The organism is Citrobacter sp. S-77 (assembly GCF_963864895.1).
GTDB classification, from domain to species: domain Bacteria; phylum Pseudomonadota; class Gammaproteobacteria; order Enterobacterales; family Enterobacteriaceae; genus Citrobacter; species Citrobacter murliniae.
In genome coordinates this window covers 4,297,827-4,321,773 of sequence record NZ_CAWLWU010000002.1, presented here as the reverse complement: position 1 = coordinate 4,321,773, position 23,947 = coordinate 4,297,827, and the positions used below count along the sequence as shown (strand labels likewise).

Here is a 23,947-nt window from a genome sequence, read left to right as displayed (position 1 = left end):
AAATCGTCGGGAGAGTAAAATGAGTACTTCTACCCAGAGCATCCCGTGGTATCGCCATCTCAACCGTGCGCAATGGCGGGCATTCTCAGCCGCATGGCTGGGATATTTGCTGGATGGTTTTGATTTTGTGTTAATCGCCCTTGTGCTGACGGAAGTACAAGGTGAATTCGGGCTGACGACGGTGCAGGCTGCCAGCCTGATTTCAGCAGCCTTTATTTCTCGCTGGTTTGGTGGACTGATGCTGGGGGCGATGGGCGACCGTTACGGGCGTCGTCTGGCAATGGTCACCAGTATTATTCTCTTCTCTGTGGGAACACTGGCCTGTGGTTTTGCGCCGGGTTACACCACTATGTTTATCGCTCGTCTGGTTATCGGTATGGGGATGGCGGGTGAATATGGCTCCAGCGCGACCTATGTTATTGAAAGCTGGCCTAAACACCTACGCAACAAAGCCAGCGGTTTCCTGATTTCTGGTTTTTCTGTGGGGGCGGTGATAGCCGCTCAGGTTTACAGCCTGGTGGTTCCGGTCTGGGGATGGCGCGCGCTGTTCTTCATTGGCATCGTACCGATTATCTTCGCCCTCTGGCTGCGCAAAAATATTCCGGAAGCTGAAGACTGGAAAGAAAAACACGAAGGCAAAGCGCCAGTGCGCACAATGGTGGACATTCTCTATCGGGGTGAACATCGGGTTATCAATATACTGATGACCCTCGCTGCTGCGACCGCGCTGTGGTTCTGCTTCGCGGGTAACCTGCAGAATGCGGCAATCGTGGCGATCCTCGGGCTGATATGCGCCGTCATCTTCATTAGCTTTATGGTGCAAAGCAGCGGTAAGCGCTGGCCAACGGGCGTGATGTTGATGGTGGTTGTGCTGTTTGCCTTCCTCTATTCGTGGCCGATTCAGGCGCTGTTGCCAACCTATCTTAAAACTGAACTGATGTACGACCCTTCAACGGTTGCCAGGGTGCTGTTCTTTAGCGGCTTTGGCGCGGCGGTTGGCTGTTGCGTCGGCGGCTTTCTTGGTGACTGGCTGGGGACCCGAAAAGCCTATGTCTGTAGTCTGCTGGCATCGCAATTGCTGATTATTCCGGTGTTTGCGATTGGTGGTACAAACGTCTGGGTACTGGGGTTGCTACTGTTTTTCCAGCAAATGCTTGGGCAAGGGATCTCCGGGATCTTACCGAAACTGATTGGCGGTTATTTCGATACCGATCAGCGTGCGGCGGGTTTGGGCTTTACCTATAACGTCGGTGCATTGGGTGGAGCGCTGGCACCGATCATCGGGGCGCTGATTGCACAACGTCTGGATCTGGGGACTGCGCTGGGATCGCTTTCGTTTAGCCTGACCTTTGTGGTGATCCTGCTGATAGGCCTCGATATGCCGTCCCGCGTGCAGCGCTGGCTGCGACCGGAAGCGCTGCGCACGCATGATGCCATTGATGGTAAACCGTTCAGTGGAGCTGTGCCGTTTGGCGGTGATAAAAGTGCTTTCGTGAAATCAAAAGGTTAATCCGTTTGCCCGGTCCTGATCCGGGCAATTTTCGTAAGGGAAGAAGTATGTCGTTACTTGAACAACTGGATAAAAAAATTGCCGCTAACGGCGGACTGATTGTTTCTTGCCAACCTGTTCCTGACAGCCCGCTGGATAAACCTGAGATCGTTGCTGCCATGGCGCTGGCGGCAGAGCAGGCCGGCGCAGTGGCACTGCGTATCGAAGGTGTGGAGAACCTGCGTGCTACTCGCGCAGTGGTTTCGCTGCCGATTATTGGCATTCTTAAACGCGATCTGGATGATTCCCCGGTACGTATTACCGCTTTTTTAGAGGATGTTGATGCGCTGGTGCTGGCTGGCGCGGACATTATTGCCATTGATGGTACCGATCGTGTGCGGCCTGTACCTGTTGCAACGCTGCTGGCACGCATCCATCAGCATCAAAGGCTGGCGATGACAGACTGCTCCTCGCTGGAAGATGGTCTGGCATGCCAAAAACTCGGGGCTGAAATTATCGGTACCACGCTTTCTGGTTATACAACGGCAGAAACACCGGAAGAACCAGACCTGGCACTGGTGAAAGCGTTGAGTGATTCTGGTTGCCGGGTGATTGCTGAAGGGCGTTACAACTCTCCTGCACAGGCTGCTGAAGGGGTGCAACATGGTGCATGGGCCGTCACGGTCGGCTCTGCCATTACCCGACTGGAACACATTTGCCAGTGGTACATCACAGCAATGAAGAAGGCGATGTTATGACTACGCTGGCGATTGATATCGGCGGCACTAAACTGGCTGCCGCGCTGGTGGATAGCGACCTGCAAATCCGCGATCGCCGTGAATTACCTACGCCAGCCAGTAAAACACCGGATGCGCTGCGGGCTGCACTAAAAGCGCTGGTTGAGCCGCTGCAGACGCAGGCAACGCACGTAGCCATTGCCTCGACTGGCATTATCCGTGATGGGGTACTGCTGGCGATTAATCCGTTAAATCTTGGTGGGCTGGTGCACTTTCCACTGGTGCAGACGTTAAATGATCTGACTGGTTTGCCGACGATGGCGGTTAATGATGCACAGGCAGCTGCGTGGGCGGAATATCGCGCTCTTGCTGATGAAATAAGTGATATGGCGTTTATCACCGTTTCGACCGGCGTTGGTGGCGGTGTAGTCAGCAACGGTAAATTACTTACCGGGTCCGGTGGCCTGGCCGGGCACCTGGGGCATACGCTGGCCGATCCGCACGGGCCGCTCTGCGGTTGTGGACGCGTGGGCTGCGTGGAGGCTATTGCCTCAGGTCGCGGGATTGCCGCCGCCGCTCGGGATGATCTCGCCGGATGTGATGCGAAAACTATTTTTGTGCGTGCAGCCCAGAGGCATGAGCAGGCTATGCGGTTGGTTGCGCATTCTGCAGCGGTTGTCGCGCGATTGATAGCCGATGTGAAAGCGACAACTGACTGCCAGTGCGTGGTCATTGGCGGCAGTGTCGGGCTGGCTGAAGGGTATCTGGCGCTGGTGGAGTCTTATCTGGCACAAGCTCCCCTGGCCTATCACGTGAAATTACAGGCGGCACATTACCGCCATGACGCTGGATTACTGGGGGCTGCATTGTTGGCCCAGGGAGAATGATTATGATGTCAGGTGATTTGCGTACGCTACCTTCTGCCGGATTACACCCGGTATTACATGAGGCATTAATGCTGGCCGTTGCGGCAATACCGCAGGAAAAAGCGCCCGGAAGCTATGAGCTGCAGGGTGATGATATTTTTATGAATGTCATGCAGTTCGTCACGCAGCATCCAGAACAAAAGAAAGCGGAGCTGCATCAGCAATACATTGATATCCAGGTGTTGCTGGAGGGTAAAGAGCGCATTCTGTTTGGTACGACAGATTCTGCTCGTCAGTGTGAGGCGATTCATGTTGAAGAGGATTATCAACTTTGCAATCAGATTATCGATGAGCAAATGATCACGTTGAAACCCGGGATGTTTGCGATTTTTATGCCGGGCGAGCCTCATAAACCGGGCTGCGCGGTCGAGACTCCTGCGGAAATCAAAAAGGTCGTGATTAAGGTACGTGCCAGCTTATTACATGTTTGACAGGAAACAGTTGTATATGGGGGGCCGCAGTCTGAGCGCCTGCGGCAATATTTGAAACAACAACCTACCGTTTAAACGTTACCGCTTCCGGCTGTGTCAGATGTAACGTTGTCTGGCTTGGTTTCGTCTCGGCAATGACTCGCCCGTGGCGAATTGAATAACGTGCCGGCGTTTGGCGACGAACCGCATCAAACCCGTTTTCAGCAGGTAAAATCACCAGGTTAGCGGAATTTCCCACGCTCAGGCCGTAGTCCTGCAAATGCAGGGTTTTCGCGCTATGGGTAGTGACGAGGTTCAGCCCATCATTAATTTGTCCGTATCCCATCAACTGGCACACGTGTAATCCCATATGCAGCACTTGCAGCATATTCGCGGTTCCCAACGGATACCACGGATCGAAGACGTCATCATGACCAAAGCAGACATTGATATCCGCCTCCAGCATCTCTTTGACGCGAGTTACACCACGGCGCTTCGGATAAGTATCAAAACGCCCTTGCAGGTGAATATTCACCAGCGGATTAGCAACGAAGTTAATGCCCGACATTTTCAGCAGGCGGAAAAGGCGGGAAGCATACGCGCCGTTATAGGAGTGCATTGCCGTGGTATGGCTGGCGGTCACGCGTTCTCCCATTCCGTCGCGATGTGCCAGTGCCGCTACGGTTTCAACAAAGCGTGATTGCTCGTCATCAATTTCGTCACAGTGCACATCGATGAGTCGGTCGTACTTTTGCGCCAGGGCGAAAATTTTATGCAACGACTCAACGCCATATTCACGCGTAAACTCAAAGTGGGGGATTGCGCCAATGACGTCGGCCCCCAGACGCACGGCTTCTTCTAACAGCGCTTCACCGTTGGGGTAAGAAAGGATGCCTTCCTGCGGGAACGCAACGATTTGCAGTTCCACCCATGGCGCGACCTCTTGTTTCACCTCCAGCATGGCTTTCAGTGCCGTGAGCGTGGGGTCTGAAACATCAACGTGAGTACGAACATACTGGATGCCATTGGCCATCTGCCACTTCAGGGTCTGCATTGCGCGGGTCTTCACATCTTCGTGAGTGAGCATCGCCTTACGTTCAGCCCAGCGCTCAATACCCTCAAACAACGTACCCGACAGGTTCCAGTTTGGTTCACCTGCGGTTTGCGTGGTGTCCAGATGGATATGCGGCTCAACGAACGGCGGAATGGCCAGACCGCCTTCAGCATCAAGAACTTCACTCTGCGGTAAAGATGCAGCGTCCTGAGGTTCAATACGGCTAAAACGCCCGTTTTCAATGGTGAGTTGCCACAATCCTTCGCGTCCTTGTAAACGCGCCTGACGAATGGTGAGGGTATTATTCTGCATGGCTGACCTCCGGGGATTTAGCAAGGCTGCGATTGAAAAGTGGATTCAGCAGGATGTAGCTGAATACGCCGCCGAGTACGGCGTTGACCGGCACAACGCCGGGGATATAGTGTCCGGCGGCAATGCCCAGTGCAACGGACAGAATAGCCACCCAGTTTACGGGAATAAACCGCGCGTTGTTGAAATCGGCATACCGGCGATGGTTCAACAGATAATCGGCGATAATCACCCCACCAATAGGGGGGATCGCCGCCGACAGAAAGGTCAGCCAGCCGACAAAGTTATTGTAAAGCCACAGCGCGCACAGTGTACCAATAATGCCGTTTACTACCGAAAGCGTACGGCTGGAAAGACCGGTAATATTGGCAAAACCTAAACCGGATGCGTATAACGCGTTGTCATTGGTCGTCCAGATATTCAGGCCGAGAACCACAATTGCTGGCAGCAGCAGCCCCTGGGCGATCATCACGTCAGAGATATCCGCCTGCCCTACGGCGGCGGCGCCTGCTGCACCGAAGATAAACATTAATGAGTTGCCAAGGAAGAATGCCACCATGGCAATGAGCACCGCGCCTTTGGCATTACGACCAAAGCGGACGAAGTCGGCGGTCAGTGTACCTGCGCTGACAAACGAGCCTACCACCAGCGCCAGTGCGGTTGAAAAATTCAGCGGCGTTTGCGGCACAATCGTTTTTAAATGATCCAAACCACCTACGTCGCTCACCGCCAGCCAGACCGAGTAGCTGCCAAGAATAACGATAGCGGGTACGGCGATGACAGATAACACCGTCAATGCCGAGATGCCAAAAAAGATGGTCATTGTCATCAACAGGCCGGAAACGGCAATCAGGATATTGACGTCAATTCCCGTCGCTTTGCCAACCGGGATGGCGAACATTGCCACGCCAACGCCAAACCAGCCCACCTGCGTACCGCCCAGTAGCATCGAGGGAAGCCAGGAACCTTTTATACCAAATGAGTAACGTGCGAGGAGGTGGGTGGATAACCCTGTTTTTGCGCCAATGTAACCGAGAAATGCAGTGTAAATACCGAGGAGGAGATTACCGAAGAGAACTGCCAGGAAGAAATCATTATAGGAAAGACCGGTACCGAGTGTGCCTCCGGTCCACATACTTGCTGAAAAGAACGTTAACCCCAACATCACAAACGTCAGTGGAACCACGCCTTTTCGCGCCGCCAGAGGGACGGGGCCCTGGCTATAATTGTTATCTTGCGACACAACGCCTCCTTGAATTTGGACCAAAAAATCCGCCGCATAATATACAGTTTCCAGAATAAAGCAAACGTTTCCGTCTAATTATTACTTTGTTTTCATTCGCGGTATTGATGTGTTGGGGGATTGATTCGGAGAGTTTTTCCCGTTGAAAATCGTGTTGTCATGCTGGCTTACATGACAGTGCTTGATGGTATTGCGGCAGGAATTTGGTATCTCATCCACGGATGCAGATGAGATACCAGAAGAAGCTGGATTACACTTCCAGGTAATTCATAATCCCGTCAGCAGCTTTACGGCCTTCGGCTATCGCCGTTACCACCAAATCCGAACCGCGCACGATGTCACCACCGGCGAAGATTTTTGGGTTGCTGGTCTGGAAGGCGTTGTCACTGCGTTCCGGAGCAATAATACGCCCCTGCGAATCGAGTTCGACGCTGTGTTTAGCCAGCCACTCCATGCTGTGCGGGCGGAAACCAAACGCCATAACAACCGCATCAGCAGGAACAACGTGCTCGGAACCCGCGACGATCTCCGCGCGACGGCGACCTTTGGCATCCGGTGCGCCCATCTCAGTACGCGCCATTTTTACGCCGCAGACTTTACCGTTGGCGTTGACTTCAACACCTAATGGCTGGACGTTGAACTGGAATTCCACGCCCTCTTCACGCGCATTTTTCACTTCGCGTTTAGAACCCGGCATGTTTTCTTCGTCGCGACGATAGGCGCAGACAACGTGTGACGCGTTTTGACGAACAGAAGTACGCACACAGTCCATCGCCGTATCACCACCGCCCAGCACAACCACGCGTTTGCCTTCCATACTGATGTATGGTTCGTCGCTGCTTTCGCCAAAGCCCATCAGTTGCTTGGTATTGGCAATCAGGAACGGCAGGGCGTCAAACACGCCATCGGCATCTTCGTTTTCCAGTCCGCCGCGCATCGACTGATAGGTGCCAACGCCAAGGAACACGGCGTCGTAATCCTTCAGCAAATCGTCGAGTTGTACGTCGCGACCGACTTCAACGTTGAGTTTGAACTCTATGCCCATGCCGGTGAAAATTTCACGGCGGCGGGTCATGACCTCTTTCTCCAGCTTGAAGGCCGGAATACCGAAGGTTAGCAGGCCGCCGATCTCCGGATGGCGGTCAAACACCACGGCCTTCACGCCGTTACGGGTCAGCACGTCAGCACAGGCCAGACCTGCTGGACCGGCGCCGATAATCGCCACGCGTTTGTCGGTCTGGCGAACGCCAGTCATATCCGGACGCCAGCCCATCTCAAACGCTTTATCGTTGATATAACGTTCAATGTTGCCGATAGTCACCGCGCCAAACTCGTCGTTCAGCGTACAGGAACCCTCGCACAAACGGTCCTGTGGGCAGACACGGCCGCAGACTTCCGGCAGCGTGTTAGTCTGGTGAGACAGCTCCGCTGCTTCAAAAATACGTCCCTCGTTGGCGAGCTTCAGCCAGTTCGGAATGTAGTTATGTACCGGGCATTTCCATTCGCAGTATGGGTTACCGCAGGACAGGCAGCGATCCGCCTGCGCCTTGGCCTGACCTTCGGAAATAGGCTCGTAAATTTACGTATAAACTCGATCTTGCGGATCTTCAGCGGTTTCTTCGGCGGATCAACGCGCTGCAGGTCGATAAATTGGTATACGTTCTGACTCATTGCTGCTACCCCTTACTGCGCCTGCACACGCAGCTCAGCTGCGCTACGACTACGGTGACCCAACAGTGCTTTCACATCACTGGATTTTGGTTTAACCAGCGCGAATTTCGCCGAGAATGCCGGCCAGTTGGCCAGGATCTCTTCGCCGTGTGAAGAACCGGTATGCTGTACGTGTTCGGTAATAAGCCCGCGCAGATGCTCTTCATGGATAGCCAGAGAGTCCACACTCAACACTTCGACCAGTTCAGGGTTTACGCGTTTGCGGAATTCGCCGTCTTCGTCCAGCACGTAGGCGAACCCGCCCGTCATACCCGCACCGAAGTTGACGCCTGTTTTCCCAAGAATACAGACGATGCCGCCGGTCATATATTCGCAACCGTTGTCACCAATGCCTTCTACTACGGTAATCGCGCCTGAGTTACGTACGGCGAATCGTTCACCCGCTCGACCCGCGGCGAATAAACGACCACCGGTAGCACCGTACAGACAGGTGTTGCCGATGATGCTTGCTTCATGGCTACGGAAGGCAGACCCCACCGGTGGGCGCACAGCCAGCAAGCCACCCGCCATACCTTTACCGACATAGTCATTGGCATCGCCGGTCAGATACAACTCAACGCCACCTGCGTTCCATACACCGAAGCTTTGTCCTGCAGTACCGCTGAAATGCGCTTTGATAGGATCGGAGGCCAGCCCCTGATCGCCGTGCGTTTGTGCGATATAGCCAGACAATGATGCGCCGACAGAACGATCGGTGTTGCGGATATCGAACCAGAAAGTTTTACTCTGGCGATCATCGACAAACGGTTTCGCCTGCTGCAGTAATTGTGCGTTCAGCACGCCGTTATCAAACGGCGGGTTGTTCTCGGTGCAGAACAGCGCTTTACCCGGATGCGGCTCGGCGGTTTCCAGCAGCCGGGACAGCTCCAGTTTCTGCTGTTTGGCGGTGTATCCTTCCAGCTCGGTGAGCAGATCGGTACGGCCAATCAGGTCTACCAGGCGTTTCACGCCCAGTTGCGCCATCAGCTCTCGGGTTTCACGGGCAACAAATTCAAAGTAGTTGGTGACTTTGAACGGCAGACCATGATAGTGATTCTTACGCAGTTTTTCGTCCTGAGTCGCCACGCCAGTTGCGCAGTTGTTCAGGTGGCAAATACGCAGATATTTACAGCCCAGCGCCACCATCGGACCGGTACCGAAGCCGAAGCTTTCCGCTCCCAGAATTGCCGCTTTGATGATATCGACGCCAGTTTTCAGTCCGCCATCAACCTGCAAACGAATCTTATGGCGCAGACCGTTAGCCACCAGTGCCTGTTGGGTTTCAACCAGACCCAGTTCCCACGGACAACCCGCATATTTTACTGACGAGAGTGGGCTGGCTCCGGTGCCGCCGTCATAGCCTGCGATGGTGATGAGATCCGCATACGCTTTTGCCACACCGGTAGCGATGGTGCCGACGCCAGGTTCGGAAACCAGTTTGACGGAGATCATCGCTTTCGGGTTGACCTGTTTCAGGTCGAAAATCAGCTGCGCTAAGTCCTCGATTGAGTAGATATCGTGGTGCGGCGGCGGGGAGATCAACGTCACGCCCGGTACCGAATAACGCAGTTTGGCGATGTACGGAGTCACTTTATCACCCGGCAACTGACCACCTTCACCCGGCTTCGCGCCCTGTGCGACTTTAATCTGAATCACATCGGCGTTAACCAGATACGCCGGGGTAACTCCGAAGCGGCCGGAAGCGACCTGCTTAATGCGTGACACCTTGTTGGTGCCGTAACGCGCCGGATCTTCACCGCCTTCACCGGAGTTAGAGTTGCCGCCGATGCTGTTCATTGCTTCGGCCAACGCTTCGTGTGCTTCCGGACTTAATGCGCCGATAGACATCGCTGCGGTATCAAAGCGTTTAAACAGTTCTGTTGCTGGTTCTACGTCGTTAATGCTTATGGCTTCATCACCAGGCGTGATTGCCAGCAGGTCGCGCAGCGTCGCCGCCGGGCGCTCATTTACCAGTTTTGCATATTCCTGATAGTCGCTATATTCCCCGCTTTGTACCGCCTGTTGCAGAGTACGTACCACGTCTGGGTTGTAAGCGTGGTATTCACCGCCGTGAACGTACTTCAGCAGGCCGCCCTGACTAATCGGTTTACGTGCCAGCCAGGCATGCTTGGAGAGATTCAGCAGATCCTGCTGGAAATCGGCAAATCCAGCACCGCTGATGCGACTGACTACGCCCTGGAAGCAGAGCGCAACGACGTCATCATGCAGACCAACGGCTTCAAACAGCTTAGAGCAGCGGTAAGAGGCGATCGTCGAAATGCCCATTTTGGACATGATTTTGTACAGGCCTTTGTTGATGCCGTTACGGTAGTTCTGCATCACGGTCCGGTAATCTTTGGCTATCGCCTGCGTATCGATCAGGCGCCCCAGCGTCTCATACGCGAGGTATGGATAGACCGCCGTCGCGCCAAAGCCCAACAGGACTGCAAAGTGGTGCGGATCGCGTACGCTGGCAGTTTCAACGATGATGTTGGCGTCACAGCGCAGGCTTTGTTCTACCAGACGCGTTTGCACTGCGCCGACCGCCATCGGTGCCGGGACTGGCAAGCGGTTTTTGGCAATGTTACGGTCGGAAAGTACCAGCAGCACCGTGCCGTTACGCACCATCTGCTCGGCCTTGTCGCACAGTGCTTTGACGGTCTCTTCAAGCGTGGTTTCGGTCACGTCAAAGGTTATGTCCAGCGTATCCGCGCGATAGTGTTCCTCTTTCATAGTGGTGAGCTGTTTGAAATCGGAGTACAGCAGGATCGGCGATTTGAAACTCAGACGGTGTGCCTGGCCTTCCGCTTCGCAGAAGACGTTCATCTCACGACCGATGCTGGTGGCCAGTGACATCACATGCGCTTCACGCAGCGGATCGATAGGCGGGTTAGTCACCTGCGCAAACTGCTGGCGGAAGTAGTCATAAATAATGCGTGGCTGACTGGAGAGTACAGCAAACGGGGTATCGTCACCCATTGAGCCAACCGCTTCCTGACCATTTTCACCCAGCACGCGGATGACGGAATCCAGCTCTTCAGCGCTGTAATTAAACTGCTTCTGGTAGCTGGCAAGGGTGTCATCGTCCAGCTCGCGGCTACCGACCTGATCGTCAGCCAGATCTTCAAACGGTACCAGACGGCGGACATTTTTCTCCATCCACTCTTTGTACGGGTGGCGGCTTTTCAGATCGTCATCGGTTTCGGCTGAGTGCAGAATGCGCCCACTGCGGGTATCGATAACCATTAGTTCGCCCGGACCGACGCGGCCTTTCTCGACAACTTCATCCGGCTGATAGTCCCAGATCCCCACTTCAGAGGCGCAGGTGATGAGCTTGTCTTTGGTGATCACGTAGCGTGCCGGGCGCAGGCCGTTACGGTCCAGGTTACATGCGGCAAAGCGGCCGTCAGACATAACAATACCTGCCGGACCATCCCATGGCTCCATGTGCATGGAGTTAAAGTCAAAGAATGCGCGCAGTTCCGGGTCCATGTCAGGGTTGTTCTGCCAGGCTGGTGGCACCAGCAGGCGCATGGCCCGGATAATGTCCATGCCGCCTGCCAGAAGCAGCTCCAGCATGTTATCCATTGAGCTGGAGTCGGAGCCGGTTTCGTTGACGAAAGGAGCGGCATCATGGAGATCAGGGATCAGCGGCGTCTGAAATTTATAGGTACGTGCGCGGGCCCACTGACGGTTACCGGTGATGGTGTTGATCTCACCGTTGTGCGCCAGGTAGCGGAACGGTTGCGCCAGCGGCCAGCGTGGTACGGTGTTGGTGGAGAAGCGCTGATGGAACAGACAGATAGCTGATTCCAGACGCAGGTCCGCCAGGTCCAGGTAAAAGCGCGGCAGGTCCGCCGGCATACACAGACCTTTGTAGATGTTGACCAGGTTAGACAAGCTGCAGACGTAGAAGTCTTTATCTTCCTGGAGGCGTTTTTCGATACGGCGACGCGCGATGAACAGGCGGCGTTCCATGTCGCGCGGACGCCAGCCCGCAGGGGCGTTAACAAAAATTTGCTCAATTCGAGGCAGGGAGGAGAGGGCGATTTCACCGAGGACACCTTCGTTGGTGGGTACTTCGCGCCAACCAACAATCGACAAGGTTTCCTGCTGTAATTCTTCTTCAACAATGCGACGAGATGCAGCCGCCAGTTCAGCGTCTTTATTTAAAAAGATCATGCCGACGGCGTAGTTTTTGGCTAAACGCCAGCCGCGCTCCTGAGCAACGATACGAAAAAAGCGGTCAGGTTTTTGTAACAGCAGGCCGCAACCATCGCCGGTTTTACCATCGGCAAGAATTGCGCCACGGTGCTGCATACGGGCCAGCGCGTGTATGGCGGTACGCACTACCTTGTGGCTAGGTTCGCCTTCTATGTGGGCGATCAGGCCGAAACCACAGTTATCCTTCTCAAGGGATTTATCGTACAACATATCAGTGAACCTCCCCAGGCTCTGCGAGATCCCCATCTGAACCGTTGCGCACGGGCACACCAAGAGCATGGCGACGGGGTTTGCGTGTCATACGCTTACCTCGCATTCGCCCTCTTTATCCTTTTCGCACAGGTCAAACAAGTTTGAGGACTTGCTTCAGAGGGAATCTCAATTACTGCATAAATATGATGAGCAGACTGCTCATCCAGAAAGCTTCCAGCGGATTTCCAAGTTATCGGGAATCCACACACAGGTCAAATGGCAATCTTATTTATACAAAAATGTGCTATAGGAAGATTAACTTTATGAATATATTGAAATTAAAGGCGTTTTTACATTGATTTAACGTGTGTGGAATGGATGGTGAAGTGTGATCTGTCTCACTGTCAGAAAGGCCTGTTATCCCTCGTCCTCCCTTTGTTTATCGTGATGACTGGCATTTTATGCTGGATTTTAGAGTTTTGGCGTCTTAAAGATACTGTTTTTATACAAGAGCTAAAAGAACATAAAAAAAATAGCGGGATATAAGGAAAAATAATTCCATTTGGATTGAATGAAATTTCGGTTATTTTGATTTGTTATGCAATAAATAAAGGCACGCCAGGGCGATTGATCCAGGTCATCGCCAACGGGGGCTAAAAATGGCAGGCTTTGGCCTCTTTTCAAGGCGCGGTCTATCAGATTATGCAGTTACAGAAATTAGTCAATATGTTTGGTGGGGATCTTTCTCGTCGTTATGGGCAAAAAGTTCATAAACTCACGCTGCACGGTGGGTTTAGCTGCCCAAATCGCGATGGTACCATCGGACGCGGTGGATGTACTTTCTGTAATGTGGCCTCTTTTGCCGATGAGGCCCAACAGCATCATTCCATTGCCGAACAGCTTGAACATCAGGCGCACCTGGTGAATCGCGCTAAGCGCTATCTGGCCTATTTCCAGGCCTATACCAGTACCTTTGCGGAAGTGCAGGTGCTGCGTTCTATGTATCAGCAGGCGGTCAGTCAGGCCAATATTGTTGGTCTGTGCGTTGGGACGCGCCCCGATTGTGTTCCGGAAGCGGTGCTTGATCTGCTTTGCGAATATAACGATCAGGGATATGAGGTGTGGCTGGAGCTGGGGCTGCAAACTGCGCATGATAAAACCCTGCACCGCATCAATCGTGGACATGATTTTTCCTGCTATCAGCGAACCACTCAGTTAGCGCGTGAACGCGGGTTGAAAGTGTGTTCGCACCTTATTGTCGGTCTGCCGGGAGAAGGGCAAATGGAATGTCTGCAAACGCTGGAACGCGTGGTGGATACCGGAGTCGATGGAATTAAGCTGCATCCCCTGCATATCGTGAAGGGCAGCATTATGGCGAAAGCCTGGGAGGCCGGGCGCCTGAGCGGTATTGAGCTGGGTGATTACACAGTGACGGCGGGAGAGATGATTCGCCACACTCCGCCAGAGGTTATCTATCACCGAATTTCTGCCAGCGCCCGTCGCCCGACGTTATTAGCCCCATTATGGTGTGAAAATCGCTGGACCGGGATGGTCGAACTGGATAAGTACCTTAACGAATATGGCGTACAGGGGTCAGCTCTGGGACGGCCCTGGAACCCGCCGGCAGTGTAGCGCGATGAGGGAAACTACGCATTTTTGGCACAATCTTAAACGTCGCGCTGAGAATTGAGTATTATTGTGCCAAGTTGTCGTGAAGGAACCCTCTATGAAGCAAATTCGTATGCTGGCGCAATATTATGTCGACCTGATGATGAAGTTAGGTCTGGTGCGCTTTTCGCTGCTATTGGCGCTGGCTTTGGTCGTGTTGGCAATTGTGGTGCAGATGGCTGTCACCATGGTGCTGCATGGTCAGGTAGAAAGTATTGATGTTATCCGTTCAATCTTTTTTGGTCTGTTAATTACCCCGTGGGCCGTCTATTTCCTGTCAGTGGTAGTGGAACAACTGGAGGAGTCCCGACAGCGCCTGTCACGACTGGTACAGAAGCTGGAAGAGATGCGTGAGCGCGATCTCAAGCTTAATGTACAACTGAAGGACAATATTGCTCAGCTCAATCAGCAGATCGTAGAACGTGAAAAGGCAGAAGCGGAGCGCCAGGAAACGTTTGAGCAGCTTAAGGTGGAAATTAAAGAGCGCGAAGAAGCGCAGATCCAGCTTGAACAACAGTCCTCTTTTCTGCGTTCTTTCCTCGATGCGTCGCCGGATCTGGTTTTTTATCGCAATGAGGATAAAGAATTTTCCGGCTGTAACCGTGCGATGGAATTGCTGACCGGCAAGAGTGAAAAGCAACTGGTAAATTTAAAACCGGCTGACGTTTATTCCCCTGAGGCGGCAGAGAAGGTTATCGAAACTGATGAGAAAGTGTTCCGCCATAATGTTTCGCTCACTTATGAACAATGGCTGGATTATCCGGACGGACGTAAAGCCTGCTTTGAAATTCGTAAAGTGCCTTATTACGACCGAGTTGGTAAGCGACATGGTCTGATGGGCTTTGGGCGCGATATTACCGAGCGTAAGCGTTATCAGGACGCACTTGAGCGTGCCAGTCGCGATAAGACCACCTTCATTTCGACTATCAGCCACGAACTGCGAACACCACTGAACGGCATTGTCGGTTTAAGCCGGATCCTGCTGGATACAGATCTGACCGCCGAGCAGGAAAAATACCTCAAAACCATCCACGTTTCTGCCGTCACGTTGGGTAATATTTTCAACGATATTATCGACATGGATAAGATGGAACGGCGTAAAGTCCAACTGGATAACCAGCCGATTGATTTCACCAGCTTTATGGCGGATCTGGAAAACCTGTCAGGCCTTCAGGCGCAACAAAAAGGGCTACGCTTTGTCCTGGAACCGACGTTGCCTCTGCCGCATAAGGTCATCACAGACGGGACGCGTTTACGTCAGATCCTGTGGAACCTGATCAGTAATGCCGTGAAGTTCACCCAGCAAGGACAGGTCACCGTTCGGGCGCGTTATGACGAAGGAAGTATTCTGCATTTTGAAGTTGAAGATTCCGGGATCGGTATTCCGCAGGATGAGCAGGATAAGATCTTCGCCATGTATTATCAGGTGAAAGACAGCAACGGTGGTAAACCGGCAACAGGTACCGGGATTGGTCTCGCGGTATCCCGCCGTCTGGCGAAGAATATGGGGGGGGATATCACGGTCTCCAGCCAGCCAGGAAAAGGTTCAGTCTTTACGCTAACCGTTCATGCGCCTGCCGTAGCGGAAGAGATTGAAGACGCCTTTGAAGAGGATGATATGCCGTTGCCAGCTCTGAATGTGTTGCTGGTAGAGGATATTGAACTGAATGTGATTGTTGCGCGTTCAGTGCTGGAAAAACTAGGCAACAGCGTGGATGTCGCGATGACCGGGAAAGCTGCGCTGGAAATGTTCAAGCCGGGGGAATACGACCTGGTACTGCTGGATATTCAGTTGCCGGATATGACGGGGCTGGATATCTCCAGAGAGCTTACCCAAAAATACGCGCGTGAAGACCTGCCGCCGCTGGTGGCGCTTACTGCCAACGTACTGAAGGATAAGAAAGAATATCTTGATGCGGGAATGGATGACGTGCTGAGTAAGCCATTATCGGTTCCGGCGTTAACCGCCATGATCAAAAAATACTGGGATACCCGAAACAAAGAGGAGAGCACTGTGACATCTGAAGAAAGCAGTAAATCGCAAGCGCTGTTAGATATTCCCATGTTGGAACAATACCTCGAGCTGGTGGGACCGAAGTTGATTACCGATGGGCTGGCGGTGTTTGAGAAGATGATGCCGGGATATTTGAGCGTCCTGGAGTCCAATCTGACTGCGCGTGATAAAAAAGGCGTTGTTGAAGAAGGCCACAAAATCAAAGGTGCTGCGGGATCGGTTGGCCTGCGACATCTGCAGCAACTGGGACAGCAAATTCAATCACCAGACCTTCCTGCCTGGGAAGATAACGTGGCTGAATGGATTGAAGAGATGAAGCAAGAGTGGCAACACGACGTGGCGGTATTAAGAGCCTGGGTAGCGAGCGTGGAAAAAAAATGACCCCGGCTTAACCGGGGTGCGCGAATACTGCGCCAACACCAGGGAAATCGTGGCTGCGCCGTAAATTATTATCATTGTTTACAAGGGCGCAGCCCTAAATTTCAGGCCGCACGCAGTTAAGATAGCAAATCTTAAATAATTTGTTACATGAATCAGTTAAATGTGTGAAGCGTAGCATTTTAATAAGAATTATTAATATGCTTCAGTCAGTTGCGAAAGGAGTATCTCGATGAAAAAAGTTGGCGTTGTGCTCAGTGGATGTGGTGTATATGACGGTTCAGAGATCCATGAAGCCGTGCTAACCCTTCTGGCGATTGCTCGCAGCGGTGCTCAGGCTATCTGTTTTGCACCGGATAAACAGCAGGTGGATGTCATTAATCATCTGACGGGTGAGCCGATGCAGGAAGCACGCAACGTCCTGATTGAAGCAGCACGTATTGCGCGGGGTGATATCCGTCCTCTGGCCCAGGCTGTTTCTGCTGAACTTGATGCGCTGATTGTTCCTGGTGGGTTTGGCGCGGCGAAGAATCTGAGTAATTTTGCCAGCCAGGGCAGCGAATGTCGGGTTGATAGCGATTTGGCCGCGCTGGCGGTCGCTATGCATCAGTCAGGAAAACCGCTGGGGTTTATGTGTATTGCTCCGGCGATGCTGCCAAAAATCTTTGATTTCCCACTGCGTCTGACAATTGGCACCGATATTGACACCGCGGAAGTGCTGGAAGATATGGGGGGCGAACATGTGCCTTGTCCGGTTGATGATATCGTGGTCGATGAAGACAACAAAATCGTCACTACACCGGCTTATATGCTGGCGCAGGATATAGCCCAGGCCGCAAGCGGTATCGATAAGCTGGTGGCGCGTGTGCTGGTGCTGGCTGAATGAGAAAAGGGGTCGCCGCCTTTTTGCGGCGTATTTTTCTGCGGGTGGTTGTTGTCCTCGCCGTTTTTTGGGGCGGCGGCATCGCGCTATTTAGCGTGGTGCCGGTGCCTTTCTCGGCAGTGATGGTCGAGCGGCAGCTTGGAGCATGGTTACAGGGACATTTCAGCTATGTGGCGCATTCAGACTGGGTCAGCATGGACGAGATATCGCCACTGATGGGGCTGGCGGTGATTGCAGCCGAGGACCAAAAATTTCCCGAACACTGGGGATTTGATGTCTCCGCCATAGAGAAAGCGCTGGAGCACAACGAACGTAACGAAAAGCGTATTCGCGGCGCGTCGACGTTGTCGCAGCAGACGGCAAAAAATCTTTTTCTGTGGGATGGGCGTAGCTGGGTGCGTAAAGGTCTGGAGGCTGGTCTGACGCTGGGTATGGAAACAGTCTGGAGCAAGAAACGTATTCTGACCGTCTATCTGAATATTGCTGAGTTTGGCGATGGTGTATTTGGCGTGGAAGCGGCGGCGCAGCGGTATTTCCATAAGCCCGCCAGCCGGTTGAGTCTGTCAGAAGCGGCATTACTGGCGGCGGTATTGCCAAATCCTCTGCGTTTTAAGGCGAATGCACCGTCAGGCTATGTTCGTAGCCGTCAGGCGTGGATCATGCGTCAAATGCGCCAGCTTGGCGGTGAGTCGTTTATGCGGGAAAATAAGCTGTATTAATCGGTGGTGTCGGATGGTGGTGTAAACGCCTTATCCGACCTTCCGGACTACTCTTCGTCAAACCCTGAATTAAACAACGCAATAACCGCTGCAAGGGCTTCAACTTCCTGGGGGCCAGAGGCTTCAATCTCTATCTGACGGCCTTTGGCGGAATCCAGCATTAGCAATGCGATAACGCTGTTTGCTTCGGCTTCCGTTCCTTCATCATTACGTAGCAGTACTTCTGCTTCAAAACCCTGCATTAATTCAAACAGTTTCATTGCGGGCCGGGCATGCATGCCCAGCTTATTCGTGATTTCAACAGTTTGCTTCACGGTCATGATTTACGTTTTTCCAGCGTACGATGGCGTGACTGTACGTTTTTACCGCGTGAGCGGAAGTAGTCTGCCAGTTGCTCTGCAATATACACCGAACGGTGCTTCCCGCCGGTACAGCCGATGGCTACGGTGAGGTAGCTGCGGTTGTTCGTCTCCAGCATGGGTAACCATAGCTCAAGATAGCTGCGAGTCTGGTAGATAAAATTGTGTACTTCTGTGTGTCGATCGAGGAAGGCGGCGACAGGCCTGTCAAGACCGGTCATCGGACGTAGTTTTGGATCCCAGTGTGGGTTAGGCAGGAATCGTACGTCAAAGACGTAATCCGCATCTATTGGGATACCGTGTTTGAAACCAAAGGACTCGAATACCATCGTCAGTTCACGTTCACGTTTACCCAACAGTCGGGTACGTAACATTTCCGCCAGTTCGTGCACGGACATTTCCGAGGTATCAACGATCAAGTCTGCGCGGGAACGCAGTGGTTCCAGTAAATCACTTTCTTTATCAATCGCGCTTTCCAGAGATAGGTTTTTGCTGGAGAGCGGGTGCAGACGTCGCGTATCGCTGTAGCGGCGAATCAGCGTGTTACGGTCAGCATCAAGGAACAACAGCTGCGGTGAGAAGCCCTCTGGCAGGTTATTCATCGCCTGTTCGAAAATCTCTGGTGACTCAGGCATGTTACGCACATCAATGCTGACAGCCGCAGAAATTTGGCGATCGGCAAGCGTTCTAGCCAGATCGGGCAACAACACGACGGGGAGGTTATCCACGCAGTAAAAACCCATATCTTCCAGCGCTCGCAGGGCGACAGATTTTCCCGACCCTGAGCGACCGCTGACGATCATCAGTACCATGTACTGTTTCTCCTCACAACGACAGAAAAAGATGCCATTGGGTTATTATGCCTCATCCTGTTCACCTTCGGTGTCCGTGATGATTTGATACAACTCCTGGTCGCTTTGTGCGGCACGCAGGCGACGACAGATGGTTTTATCTGCCAGGCGTTTTGCAACCAGTGACAGCGTATGCAAATGCGTTTTGGTTTGATCGGCAGGGACCAGCAGAGCGAAAAGCAGATCAACAGGCTGATTATCAATGGCGTCGAAAGCGATGGGGGTTTCGAGTTGAACAAACACGCCGACCGCACGTAACGTATCTTCTTCCAGCTTACCGTGCGGAATTGCAATACCATTGCCGATGCCGGTACTGCCCATTTTCTCACGCGTCAGAATGGCTTCAAACACCACCTGAGGAGGCAAGCTGAGCTGCTTTGCCGCCAGTTCGCTAATGATTTCCAGTGCGCGTTTCTTACTTTGGCAGTGAACGGCCGCGCGTGTACATTCCTGGTTAAGAACATTGCTCAGTTGTAGAGTCGTATCGTTATTTGTCATAATTTCACCTAAGCGCTAACTGTACAAATGGCCTGTTGTGCTTCACAACAGGCCGTCCTGCACCCGCTAACTGCCCGGACAAGTTAGTGCTGTTTCAGTTTATCTTTATGTTTTGTTAGCTGCCGAGCCAGTTTATCAATTAAACCGTCAATGGCGGCGTACATATCCTGACCTTCCGCGCTGGCATGAATTTCGCCACCGTTCACATGCAGTGTTGCATCCGAGATGTGTGTAACCTTCTCCACTTTCAACACAATATAAACCTGATTAATCCTGTCGAAATATTGCTCAAGTTTGGCGAACTTTGTGGTAACAAAGTCGCGCAGGGCTTCAGTAATTTCGACGTTATTTCCAGTGATGTTGAGCTGCATAGTGTCTTCCTTATCGGTTGGGTCAGACCAGTTGTTTGCGCTGGTTAGACGGCGGAATGGATAAAGACTCTCGGTACTTCGCAACGGTGCGGCGCGCCACCATGATACCCTGTTCTGACAGCATAGAGGTTAACTTGCTGTCACTCAGCGGTTTCGCAGGGTTCTCCGCAGCAATTAATTTCTTCACCAGCGCGCGTATCGCTGTAGAAGAGGCTTCGCCTCCACCTTCAGTATTTACGTGACTGGAGAAGAAATACTTCAATTCAAAAATGCCGCGCGGACTGTGCAGGTATTTTTGCGTGGTCACTCGGGAAATGGTCGATTCGTGCATCTCGACGGCCTGGGCGATATCCGCCAGCACCATCGGTTTCATAAACTCTTCGCCTTGTTCAAAGAAGGCTTGCTGTTGCTCAACAATACAGCGACTGACGCGCAACAGTGTGTCATTACGGCTTTCCAGGCTTTTTATCAGCCACTTCGCATCCTGCAGATTACTACGGATAAACTGGCTGTCTGCATCGTTACGCGCACCGTTACACATGGCGGCGTAGTGCTGGTTGATTTGTAAGCGCGGAATGCTGTCGCTGTTCAGTTCGACGACCCAGCGATCGTTATGCTTACGTACCAGCACATCCGGGATCACGTATTCCGGTTCACCCGTCTGGATCGACTGTCCGGGTCTTGGGTCGAGCGACTGGATAAGATTTACAGCCTCTTTCAGTACATCTTCTTTCAGTCGGGTCACGCGCATCAGCGTGCGGAAGTCGTGATTGGCGAGCAGATCAAGATGATCGCTGATGATCAGGCGAGTTTCTTCCAGCCATGGTGTGGCTTTGTCAAACTGCGAAAGTTGGATCAGTAAGCAGTCACGGAGATCTTTTGCCGCAACACCAACAGGATCAAAACGTTGAACGCGTTTAAGCACGGCCTCGATTTCATCCATACCGATGTCATCATCGCCCATGCTTTCGAGAATTTCGTCCAGAGAAACCGTGAGATACCCTGTATCATCCACCGCGTCTACAATTGACGTCGCAATGGCGCGATCGGTATCCGAAAATGGAGTCAGCTCCACTTGCCACATTAGATAATCTTGTAGCGATTGCGTGGTTTCACCCTGATACACCGGCAGTTCGTCGTCAATGTAATCCCCGCTGGCCCCAGACGGCGTACCCGCGGTGTAAATTTCATCCCAACTGGTGTCTAGCGGTAGCTCTTCCGGCATCTCTTTTTGTTCGAGTGCATCTGCAGTATCGAGAGATTCGCTGTCCTGTTTTTCCTGGGTATCAATTTCGTCGTGAAGATCGGTTTGCTCGAGCAGTGGGTTACTTTCCAGCGCTTGCTGAAGTTCTTGCTGAAGTTCCAGCGTGGACAGCTGCAACAGACGGATAGCCTGTTGAAGCTGAGGCGTCATCGCCAGTTGTTGGCTAAGCCTGAGTTGCAAACCTTGCTTCATGTTCAGAGTTGTTTTCTCCTGCGGTAACGTGAAGTCTTCTACCCTATCAGAGTCTGAAGTCTTCCCCAAGGTATACGCGCTTAACGTGTTCGTCTTGCAGTATTTCGGTAGGCGTACCGTGTGCGATCAGATGCCCCTGGCTCACAATGTAGGCTCGCTCACAGACCGCCAGCGTTTCGCGAACGTTATGGTCGGTAATCAGCACGCCCAGTCCGCTATCTCGCAGGTGTTCAATGATGCGTTTGATATCAATAACGGAAATCGGGTCAACGCCGGCAAAGGGTTCATCCAGCAGGATAAATTTCGGATTTGCAGCCAGCGCACGGGCGATTTCCACACGGCGCCGTTCACCGCCGGACAGCGATTGCCCCAGGCTGTCGCGCAGATGTTCGATATGGAATTCTTCCATCAGTTCGTTGGCGCGATCTTCACGTTGTTCACTGGAAAGATCGTCACGAATTTGCAGCACTGCCATCAGGTTATCAAATACGCTCAGGCGACGAAAAATAGAGGCTTCCTGCGGTAAGTAGCCGATGCCGCGACGTGCGCGCGCATGCAGCGGCAGCAGGCTGATGTCTTCATCATCAATGATGATGTTGCCAGCATCGCGCGGCACAATGCCGACAACCATGTAAAAGGTCGTTGTTTTACCCGCACCGTTAGGGCCGAGCAGACCGACGATCTCCCCGGAGTTGACGGTCAAACTGACATCTTCCACTACGCGGCGGCCTTTGTAGGCTTTTGCAAGATTCTTTGCAGTTAATGTTGCCATAACGAATCAGTTACCTTTTTTCTCTGCCGGAGCCTTGGTTTTGCCTTTATCCTGCAGTTGTGACGGCACCAGTACAGTGGTGACGCGTTTGCCTTTATCACTGAAGGCCTGCATTTTCTGCTCTTTAACCAGATAGGTTATTTTGTCGCCGGAGATATTGCTGTCTACCTGCTCCAGATAAGCTTTGCCAGTCAGCACGACGAAATCTTTTGCCAGTTCATAGTGCATTTGTGACGCGTGGCCGTTAACGGGTTTACCGTTATCCTGCATCTGGTAAAACGTTGCCGGGTTACCATAACCATCGATCACTTCTTTACCGTCTTCACCGCCGGGACGGGTCACGACGACTTTATCGGCATTAATTTTGATGGTGCCCTGGGTCACGACCACATTACCGGTAAACGTTACCACGTTGCCCTGCATATCCAGGGACTGTTGATCCGATTCAATGTGGATCGGTTGCTCGGTATCGCCGGTTACGGCAAATGCCGGAATGCTGGCGGCCAGAAGTGAGCTGGCAAGCACAAGGTTAAGGCTGAGTTTGTTTGTTTTGAATTTCATATGAGGTTCTAACCTTTTCAATCAGCTCGGCGTTCTTGCTGCGTAAGTTGCCGCGCATCTTCAGTCCGCTGGAGTTAAATGTTGTTCCGTACAACGTAACCAGATCATCCGAAGTAACATCTTGCGTCACCAGGTTAATCTGCGCGTTATCGGTAGTAATTCTGCGTAGTTGAGAGTCAGGAACCAGCGCGTTGACTTCAACGTGGCCATACAGATAGAGCATACGATCATTGGTTAATTTGGCTTTATCGGCCTTGATTGACCAGGTCGGTACTTTATCCTTATCAAATGTGGTTAATACTGGTTGAGTAAACCACGAAACAGCCTGATCTGAATAATATTCAACGTGTTGAGCGATCAAGCGATAGCTCAGTGCGCCTTCCGGGCTATATACAACGGTATCGGTATGTTCGCTCTTATAGGTTGGCTCATTGCTATTCACCACAACTTCAGTGGTGTCGTCTTTGTCTGCCAGATTAATACCAATCAGCACAAGGATAGCCAGCGACAGTAGAATGATAACCCAACGTCTGGTTTTGCTCATATCGATTGCCCTTTGGCCTCATCCAGTTTGCCCTGCGCCAGGAGTAATAAATCGCAGACTTCACGTACAGCGCCGCGCCCCCCGTCTATGTGGGTGACATAGTCGGCACGCGGGATCAGCAAAGGATGTGCATCCGCTACCGCTACGCTTAATCCCACTTTTTCCATCACCGGCCAGTCGATCAGATCGTCGCCAACGTACGCTACATTTTCAGGTGCAATCGCCAGTTTCTTGAGTAGGTCGTCAAAGGCGACCAGTTTGTCAGATTGCCCCTGGTAGAGATGAGCGATCCCCAGAGTGGCACAACGATCTTCTACAAGTTTAGCCTTTCGTCCGGTAATAATGGCAACCTCAATACCTGAAGTGAGCGCACAACGAATTCCGTAGCCATCACGAACGTTAAATGCTTTCAGCTCTTCGCCATTGTTGCCCATATAAATCAGACCGTCAGACAGAACGCCATCCACGTCAAGGATGAGCAGACGAATATTTTCTGCCCTGGTGATGACTTCAGTGCTGACGGGTCCATAACAGGTCGCAAGCGACGCACCTGCTTTACTCATTTCTTTTATCCTTGAA

Annotated in this window: 20 protein-coding genes and 1 pseudogene; 8 read left to right on the top strand and 13 right to left on the bottom strand. The window is 52.5% G+C overall.

The window, feature by feature from the left end:
• Window positions 1-19: 19 nt before the first annotated feature.
• The 4 genes from nanT to nanQ are packed head-to-tail and all read left to right on the top strand — an operon-like array spanning window position 20 to window position 3,583.
• Window positions 20-1,510, top strand: coding sequence for a sialic acid transporter NanT (gene nanT / locus AACS05_RS21160; RefSeq protein WP_045448119.1), 1,491 nt, complete (start codon window positions 20-22; stop codon window positions 1,508-1,510).
• Window positions 1,511-1,557: 47 nt separating this feature from the next.
• A complete protein-coding gene (locus tag AACS05_RS21155) occupies window positions 1,558-2,247 on the top strand; it encodes an N-acetylmannosamine-6-phosphate 2-epimerase (RefSeq protein ID WP_045448117.1) in 690 nt (229 codons plus the stop codon).
• Complete coding sequence (gene nanK / locus AACS05_RS21150) at window positions 2,244-3,113, top strand: N-acetylmannosamine kinase (protein WP_045448115.1); 870 nt, start codon at window positions 2,244-2,246, stop codon at window positions 3,111-3,113. Before AACS05_RS21155 ends, nanK begins: the two co-directional genes overlap by 4 nt.
• A gap of 2 nt (window positions 3,114-3,115) precedes the next feature.
• The gene (gene nanQ / locus AACS05_RS21145; RefSeq protein ID WP_045448113.1) at window positions 3,116-3,583 is read left to right on the top strand and encodes an N-acetylneuraminate anomerase; all 468 of its coding nucleotides are present in this window, start codon (window positions 3,116-3,118) and stop codon (window positions 3,581-3,583) included.
• Window positions 3,584-3,647: 64 nt separating this feature from the next.
• On the opposite strand, the gene AACS05_RS21140 is transcribed toward nanQ, so the two are convergent.
• The 4 genes and pseudogenes from AACS05_RS21140 to gltB all read right to left on the bottom strand — a co-directional run bounded on the left by AACS05_RS21140 (window position 3,648) and on the right by gltB (window position 12,312).
• Complete coding sequence (locus AACS05_RS21140; protein ID WP_045448111.1) at window positions 3,648-4,928, bottom strand: cytosine deaminase; 1,281 nt, start codon at window positions 4,926-4,928, stop codon at window positions 3,648-3,650.
• Complete coding sequence (gene codB / locus AACS05_RS21135; RefSeq protein ID WP_045448109.1) at window positions 4,918-6,168, bottom strand: cytosine permease; 1,251 nt, start codon at window positions 6,166-6,168, stop codon at window positions 4,918-4,920. The genes AACS05_RS21140 and codB overlap by 11 nt, the downstream gene beginning before the upstream one ends.
• A 250-nt stretch (window positions 6,169-6,418) precedes the next feature.
• Window positions 6,419-7,839: pseudogene (locus tag AACS05_RS21130) on the bottom strand (glutamate synthase small subunit).
• Between the two features lie 12 nt (window positions 7,840-7,851).
• Complete coding sequence (gltB, locus tag AACS05_RS21125) at window positions 7,852-12,312, bottom strand: glutamate synthase large subunit (RefSeq protein WP_144243087.1); 4,461 nt, start codon at window positions 12,310-12,312, stop codon at window positions 7,852-7,854.
• A gap of 684 nt (window positions 12,313-12,996) precedes the next feature.
• On the opposite strand from gltB, the gene AACS05_RS21120 reads away from it, so the two are divergent.
• The 4 genes from AACS05_RS21120 to mtgA all read left to right on the top strand — a co-directional run bounded on the left by AACS05_RS21120 (window position 12,997) and on the right by mtgA (window position 17,956).
• Window positions 12,997-13,926: a TIGR01212 family radical SAM protein gene (locus AACS05_RS21120; RefSeq protein WP_144243086.1), complete on the top strand. Its 930-nt coding sequence runs from the start codon at window positions 12,997-12,999 to the stop codon at window positions 13,924-13,926.
• 94 nt (window positions 13,927-14,020) lie between these two features.
• A complete protein-coding gene (arcB, locus tag AACS05_RS21115; protein ID WP_045448104.1) occupies window positions 14,021-16,357 on the top strand; it encodes an aerobic respiration two-component sensor histidine kinase ArcB in 2,337 nt (778 codons plus the stop codon).
• Between the two features lie 229 nt (window positions 16,358-16,586).
• Window positions 16,587-17,240 carry an isoprenoid biosynthesis glyoxalase ElbB gene (elbB, locus tag AACS05_RS21110; RefSeq protein WP_045448101.1) on the top strand — a complete coding sequence of 218 codons (654 nt, stop codon included), beginning with the start codon at window positions 16,587-16,589 and terminating at the stop codon, window positions 17,238-17,240.
• Entirely contained in the window at window positions 17,237-17,956 is a 720-nt protein-coding gene (gene mtgA, locus AACS05_RS21105; protein WP_045448098.1) for a monofunctional biosynthetic peptidoglycan transglycosylase, read from the top strand. Before elbB ends, mtgA begins: the two co-directional genes overlap by 4 nt.
• Window positions 17,957-18,003: 47 nt before the next feature.
• On the opposite strand, the gene npr is transcribed toward mtgA, so the two are convergent.
• The 9 genes from npr to kdsC form a co-directional block, all read right to left on the bottom strand.
• A complete protein-coding gene (gene npr / locus AACS05_RS21100; RefSeq protein ID WP_045448095.1) occupies window positions 18,004-18,276 on the bottom strand; it encodes a PTS phosphocarrier protein NPr in 273 nt (90 codons plus the stop codon).
• Window positions 18,273-19,127, bottom strand: coding sequence for an RNase adapter RapZ (gene rapZ, locus AACS05_RS21095; protein WP_003025085.1), 855 nt, complete (start codon window positions 19,125-19,127; stop codon window positions 18,273-18,275). Before rapZ ends, npr begins: the two co-directional genes overlap by 4 nt.
• 45 nt (window positions 19,128-19,172) lie before the next feature.
• On the bottom strand, window positions 19,173-19,664 hold the full coding sequence (gene ptsN, locus AACS05_RS21090) for a PTS IIA-like nitrogen regulatory protein PtsN (protein WP_045448092.1): 492 nt from the start codon (window positions 19,662-19,664) through the stop codon (window positions 19,173-19,175).
• A gap of 83 nt (window positions 19,665-19,747) precedes the next feature.
• Entirely contained in the window at window positions 19,748-20,035 is a 288-nt protein-coding gene (gene hpf / locus AACS05_RS21085) for a ribosome hibernation promoting factor (RefSeq protein ID WP_005121327.1), read from the bottom strand.
• Window positions 20,036-20,057: 22 nt separating this feature from the next.
• Complete coding sequence (gene rpoN, locus AACS05_RS21080) at window positions 20,058-21,491, bottom strand: RNA polymerase factor sigma-54 (protein WP_045448089.1); 1,434 nt, start codon at window positions 21,489-21,491, stop codon at window positions 20,058-20,060.
• 46 nt (window positions 21,492-21,537) lie between these two features.
• Window positions 21,538-22,263 carry an LPS export ABC transporter ATP-binding protein gene (lptB, locus tag AACS05_RS21075; protein ID WP_040234138.1) on the bottom strand — a complete coding sequence of 242 codons (726 nt, stop codon included), beginning with the start codon at window positions 22,261-22,263 and terminating at the stop codon, window positions 21,538-21,540.
• Window positions 22,264-22,269: 6 nt separating this feature from the next.
• Entirely contained in the window at window positions 22,270-22,824 is a 555-nt protein-coding gene (lptA, locus tag AACS05_RS21070; protein WP_045448086.1) for a lipopolysaccharide ABC transporter substrate-binding protein LptA, read from the bottom strand.
• Window positions 22,793-23,368, bottom strand: a complete 576-nt coding sequence (lptC, locus tag AACS05_RS21065; protein WP_045448083.1) for an LPS export ABC transporter periplasmic protein LptC — start codon at window positions 23,366-23,368, stop codon at window positions 22,793-22,795. Before lptC ends, lptA begins: the two co-directional genes overlap by 32 nt.
• Window positions 23,365-23,931: a 3-deoxy-manno-octulosonate-8-phosphatase KdsC gene (gene kdsC / locus AACS05_RS21060; protein ID WP_045448081.1), complete on the bottom strand. Its 567-nt coding sequence runs from the start codon at window positions 23,929-23,931 to the stop codon at window positions 23,365-23,367. The genes lptC and kdsC overlap by 4 nt, the downstream gene beginning before the upstream one ends.
• Window positions 23,932-23,947 lie beyond the last annotated feature (16 nt).

Excerpts from the sequence above, each read along its gene's own strand:
- nanT (WP_045448119.1), top strand. The coding sequence starts at position 20 with ATGAGTACTTCTACCCAGAGCATCCCGTGGTATCGCCATCTCAACCGT.
- AACS05_RS21155 (WP_045448117.1), top strand. The coding sequence starts at position 1,558 with ATGTCGTTACTTGAACAACTGGATAAAAAAATTGCCGCTAACGGCGGA.
- nanK (WP_045448115.1), top strand. The coding sequence starts at position 2,244 with ATGACTACGCTGGCGATTGATATCGGCGGCACTAAACTGGCTGCCGCG.
- nanQ (WP_045448113.1), top strand. The coding sequence starts at position 3,116 with ATGATGTCAGGTGATTTGCGTACGCTACCTTCTGCCGGATTACACCCG.
- AACS05_RS21140 (WP_045448111.1), bottom strand. The coding sequence starts at position 4,928 with ATGCAGAATAATACCCTCACCATTCGTCAGGCGCGTTTACAAGGACGC.
- gltB (WP_144243087.1), bottom strand. The coding sequence starts at position 12,312 with ATGTTGTACGATAAATCCCTTGAGAAGGATAACTGTGGTTTCGGCCTG.
- AACS05_RS21120 (WP_144243086.1), top strand. The coding sequence starts at position 12,997 with ATGCAGTTACAGAAATTAGTCAATATGTTTGGTGGGGATCTTTCTCGT.
- arcB (WP_045448104.1), top strand. The coding sequence starts at position 14,021 with ATGAAGCAAATTCGTATGCTGGCGCAATATTATGTCGACCTGATGATG.
- elbB (WP_045448101.1), top strand. The coding sequence starts at position 16,587 with ATGAAAAAAGTTGGCGTTGTGCTCAGTGGATGTGGTGTATATGACGGT.
- mtgA (WP_045448098.1), top strand. The coding sequence starts at position 17,237 with ATGAGAAAAGGGGTCGCCGCCTTTTTGCGGCGTATTTTTCTGCGGGTG.
- npr (WP_045448095.1), bottom strand. The coding sequence starts at position 18,276 with ATGACCGTGAAGCAAACTGTTGAAATCACGAATAAGCTGGGCATGCAT.
- rapZ (WP_003025085.1), bottom strand. The coding sequence starts at position 19,127 with ATGGTACTGATGATCGTCAGCGGTCGCTCAGGGTCGGGAAAATCTGTC.
- ptsN (WP_045448092.1), bottom strand. The coding sequence starts at position 19,664 with ATGACAAATAACGATACGACTCTACAACTGAGCAATGTTCTTAACCAG.
- hpf (WP_005121327.1), bottom strand. The coding sequence starts at position 20,035 with ATGCAGCTCAACATCACTGGAAATAACGTCGAAATTACTGAAGCCCTG.
- rpoN (WP_045448089.1), bottom strand. The coding sequence starts at position 21,491 with ATGAAGCAAGGTTTGCAACTCAGGCTTAGCCAACAACTGGCGATGACG.
- lptB (WP_040234138.1), bottom strand. The coding sequence starts at position 22,263 with ATGGCAACATTAACTGCAAAGAATCTTGCAAAAGCCTACAAAGGCCGC.
- lptA (WP_045448086.1), bottom strand. The coding sequence starts at position 22,824 with ATGAAATTCAAAACAAACAAACTCAGCCTTAACCTTGTGCTTGCCAGC.
- lptC (WP_045448083.1), bottom strand. The coding sequence starts at position 23,368 with ATGAGCAAAACCAGACGTTGGGTTATCATTCTACTGTCGCTGGCTATC.
- kdsC (WP_045448081.1), bottom strand. The coding sequence starts at position 23,931 with ATGAGTAAAGCAGGTGCGTCGCTTGCGACCTGTTATGGACCCGTCAGC.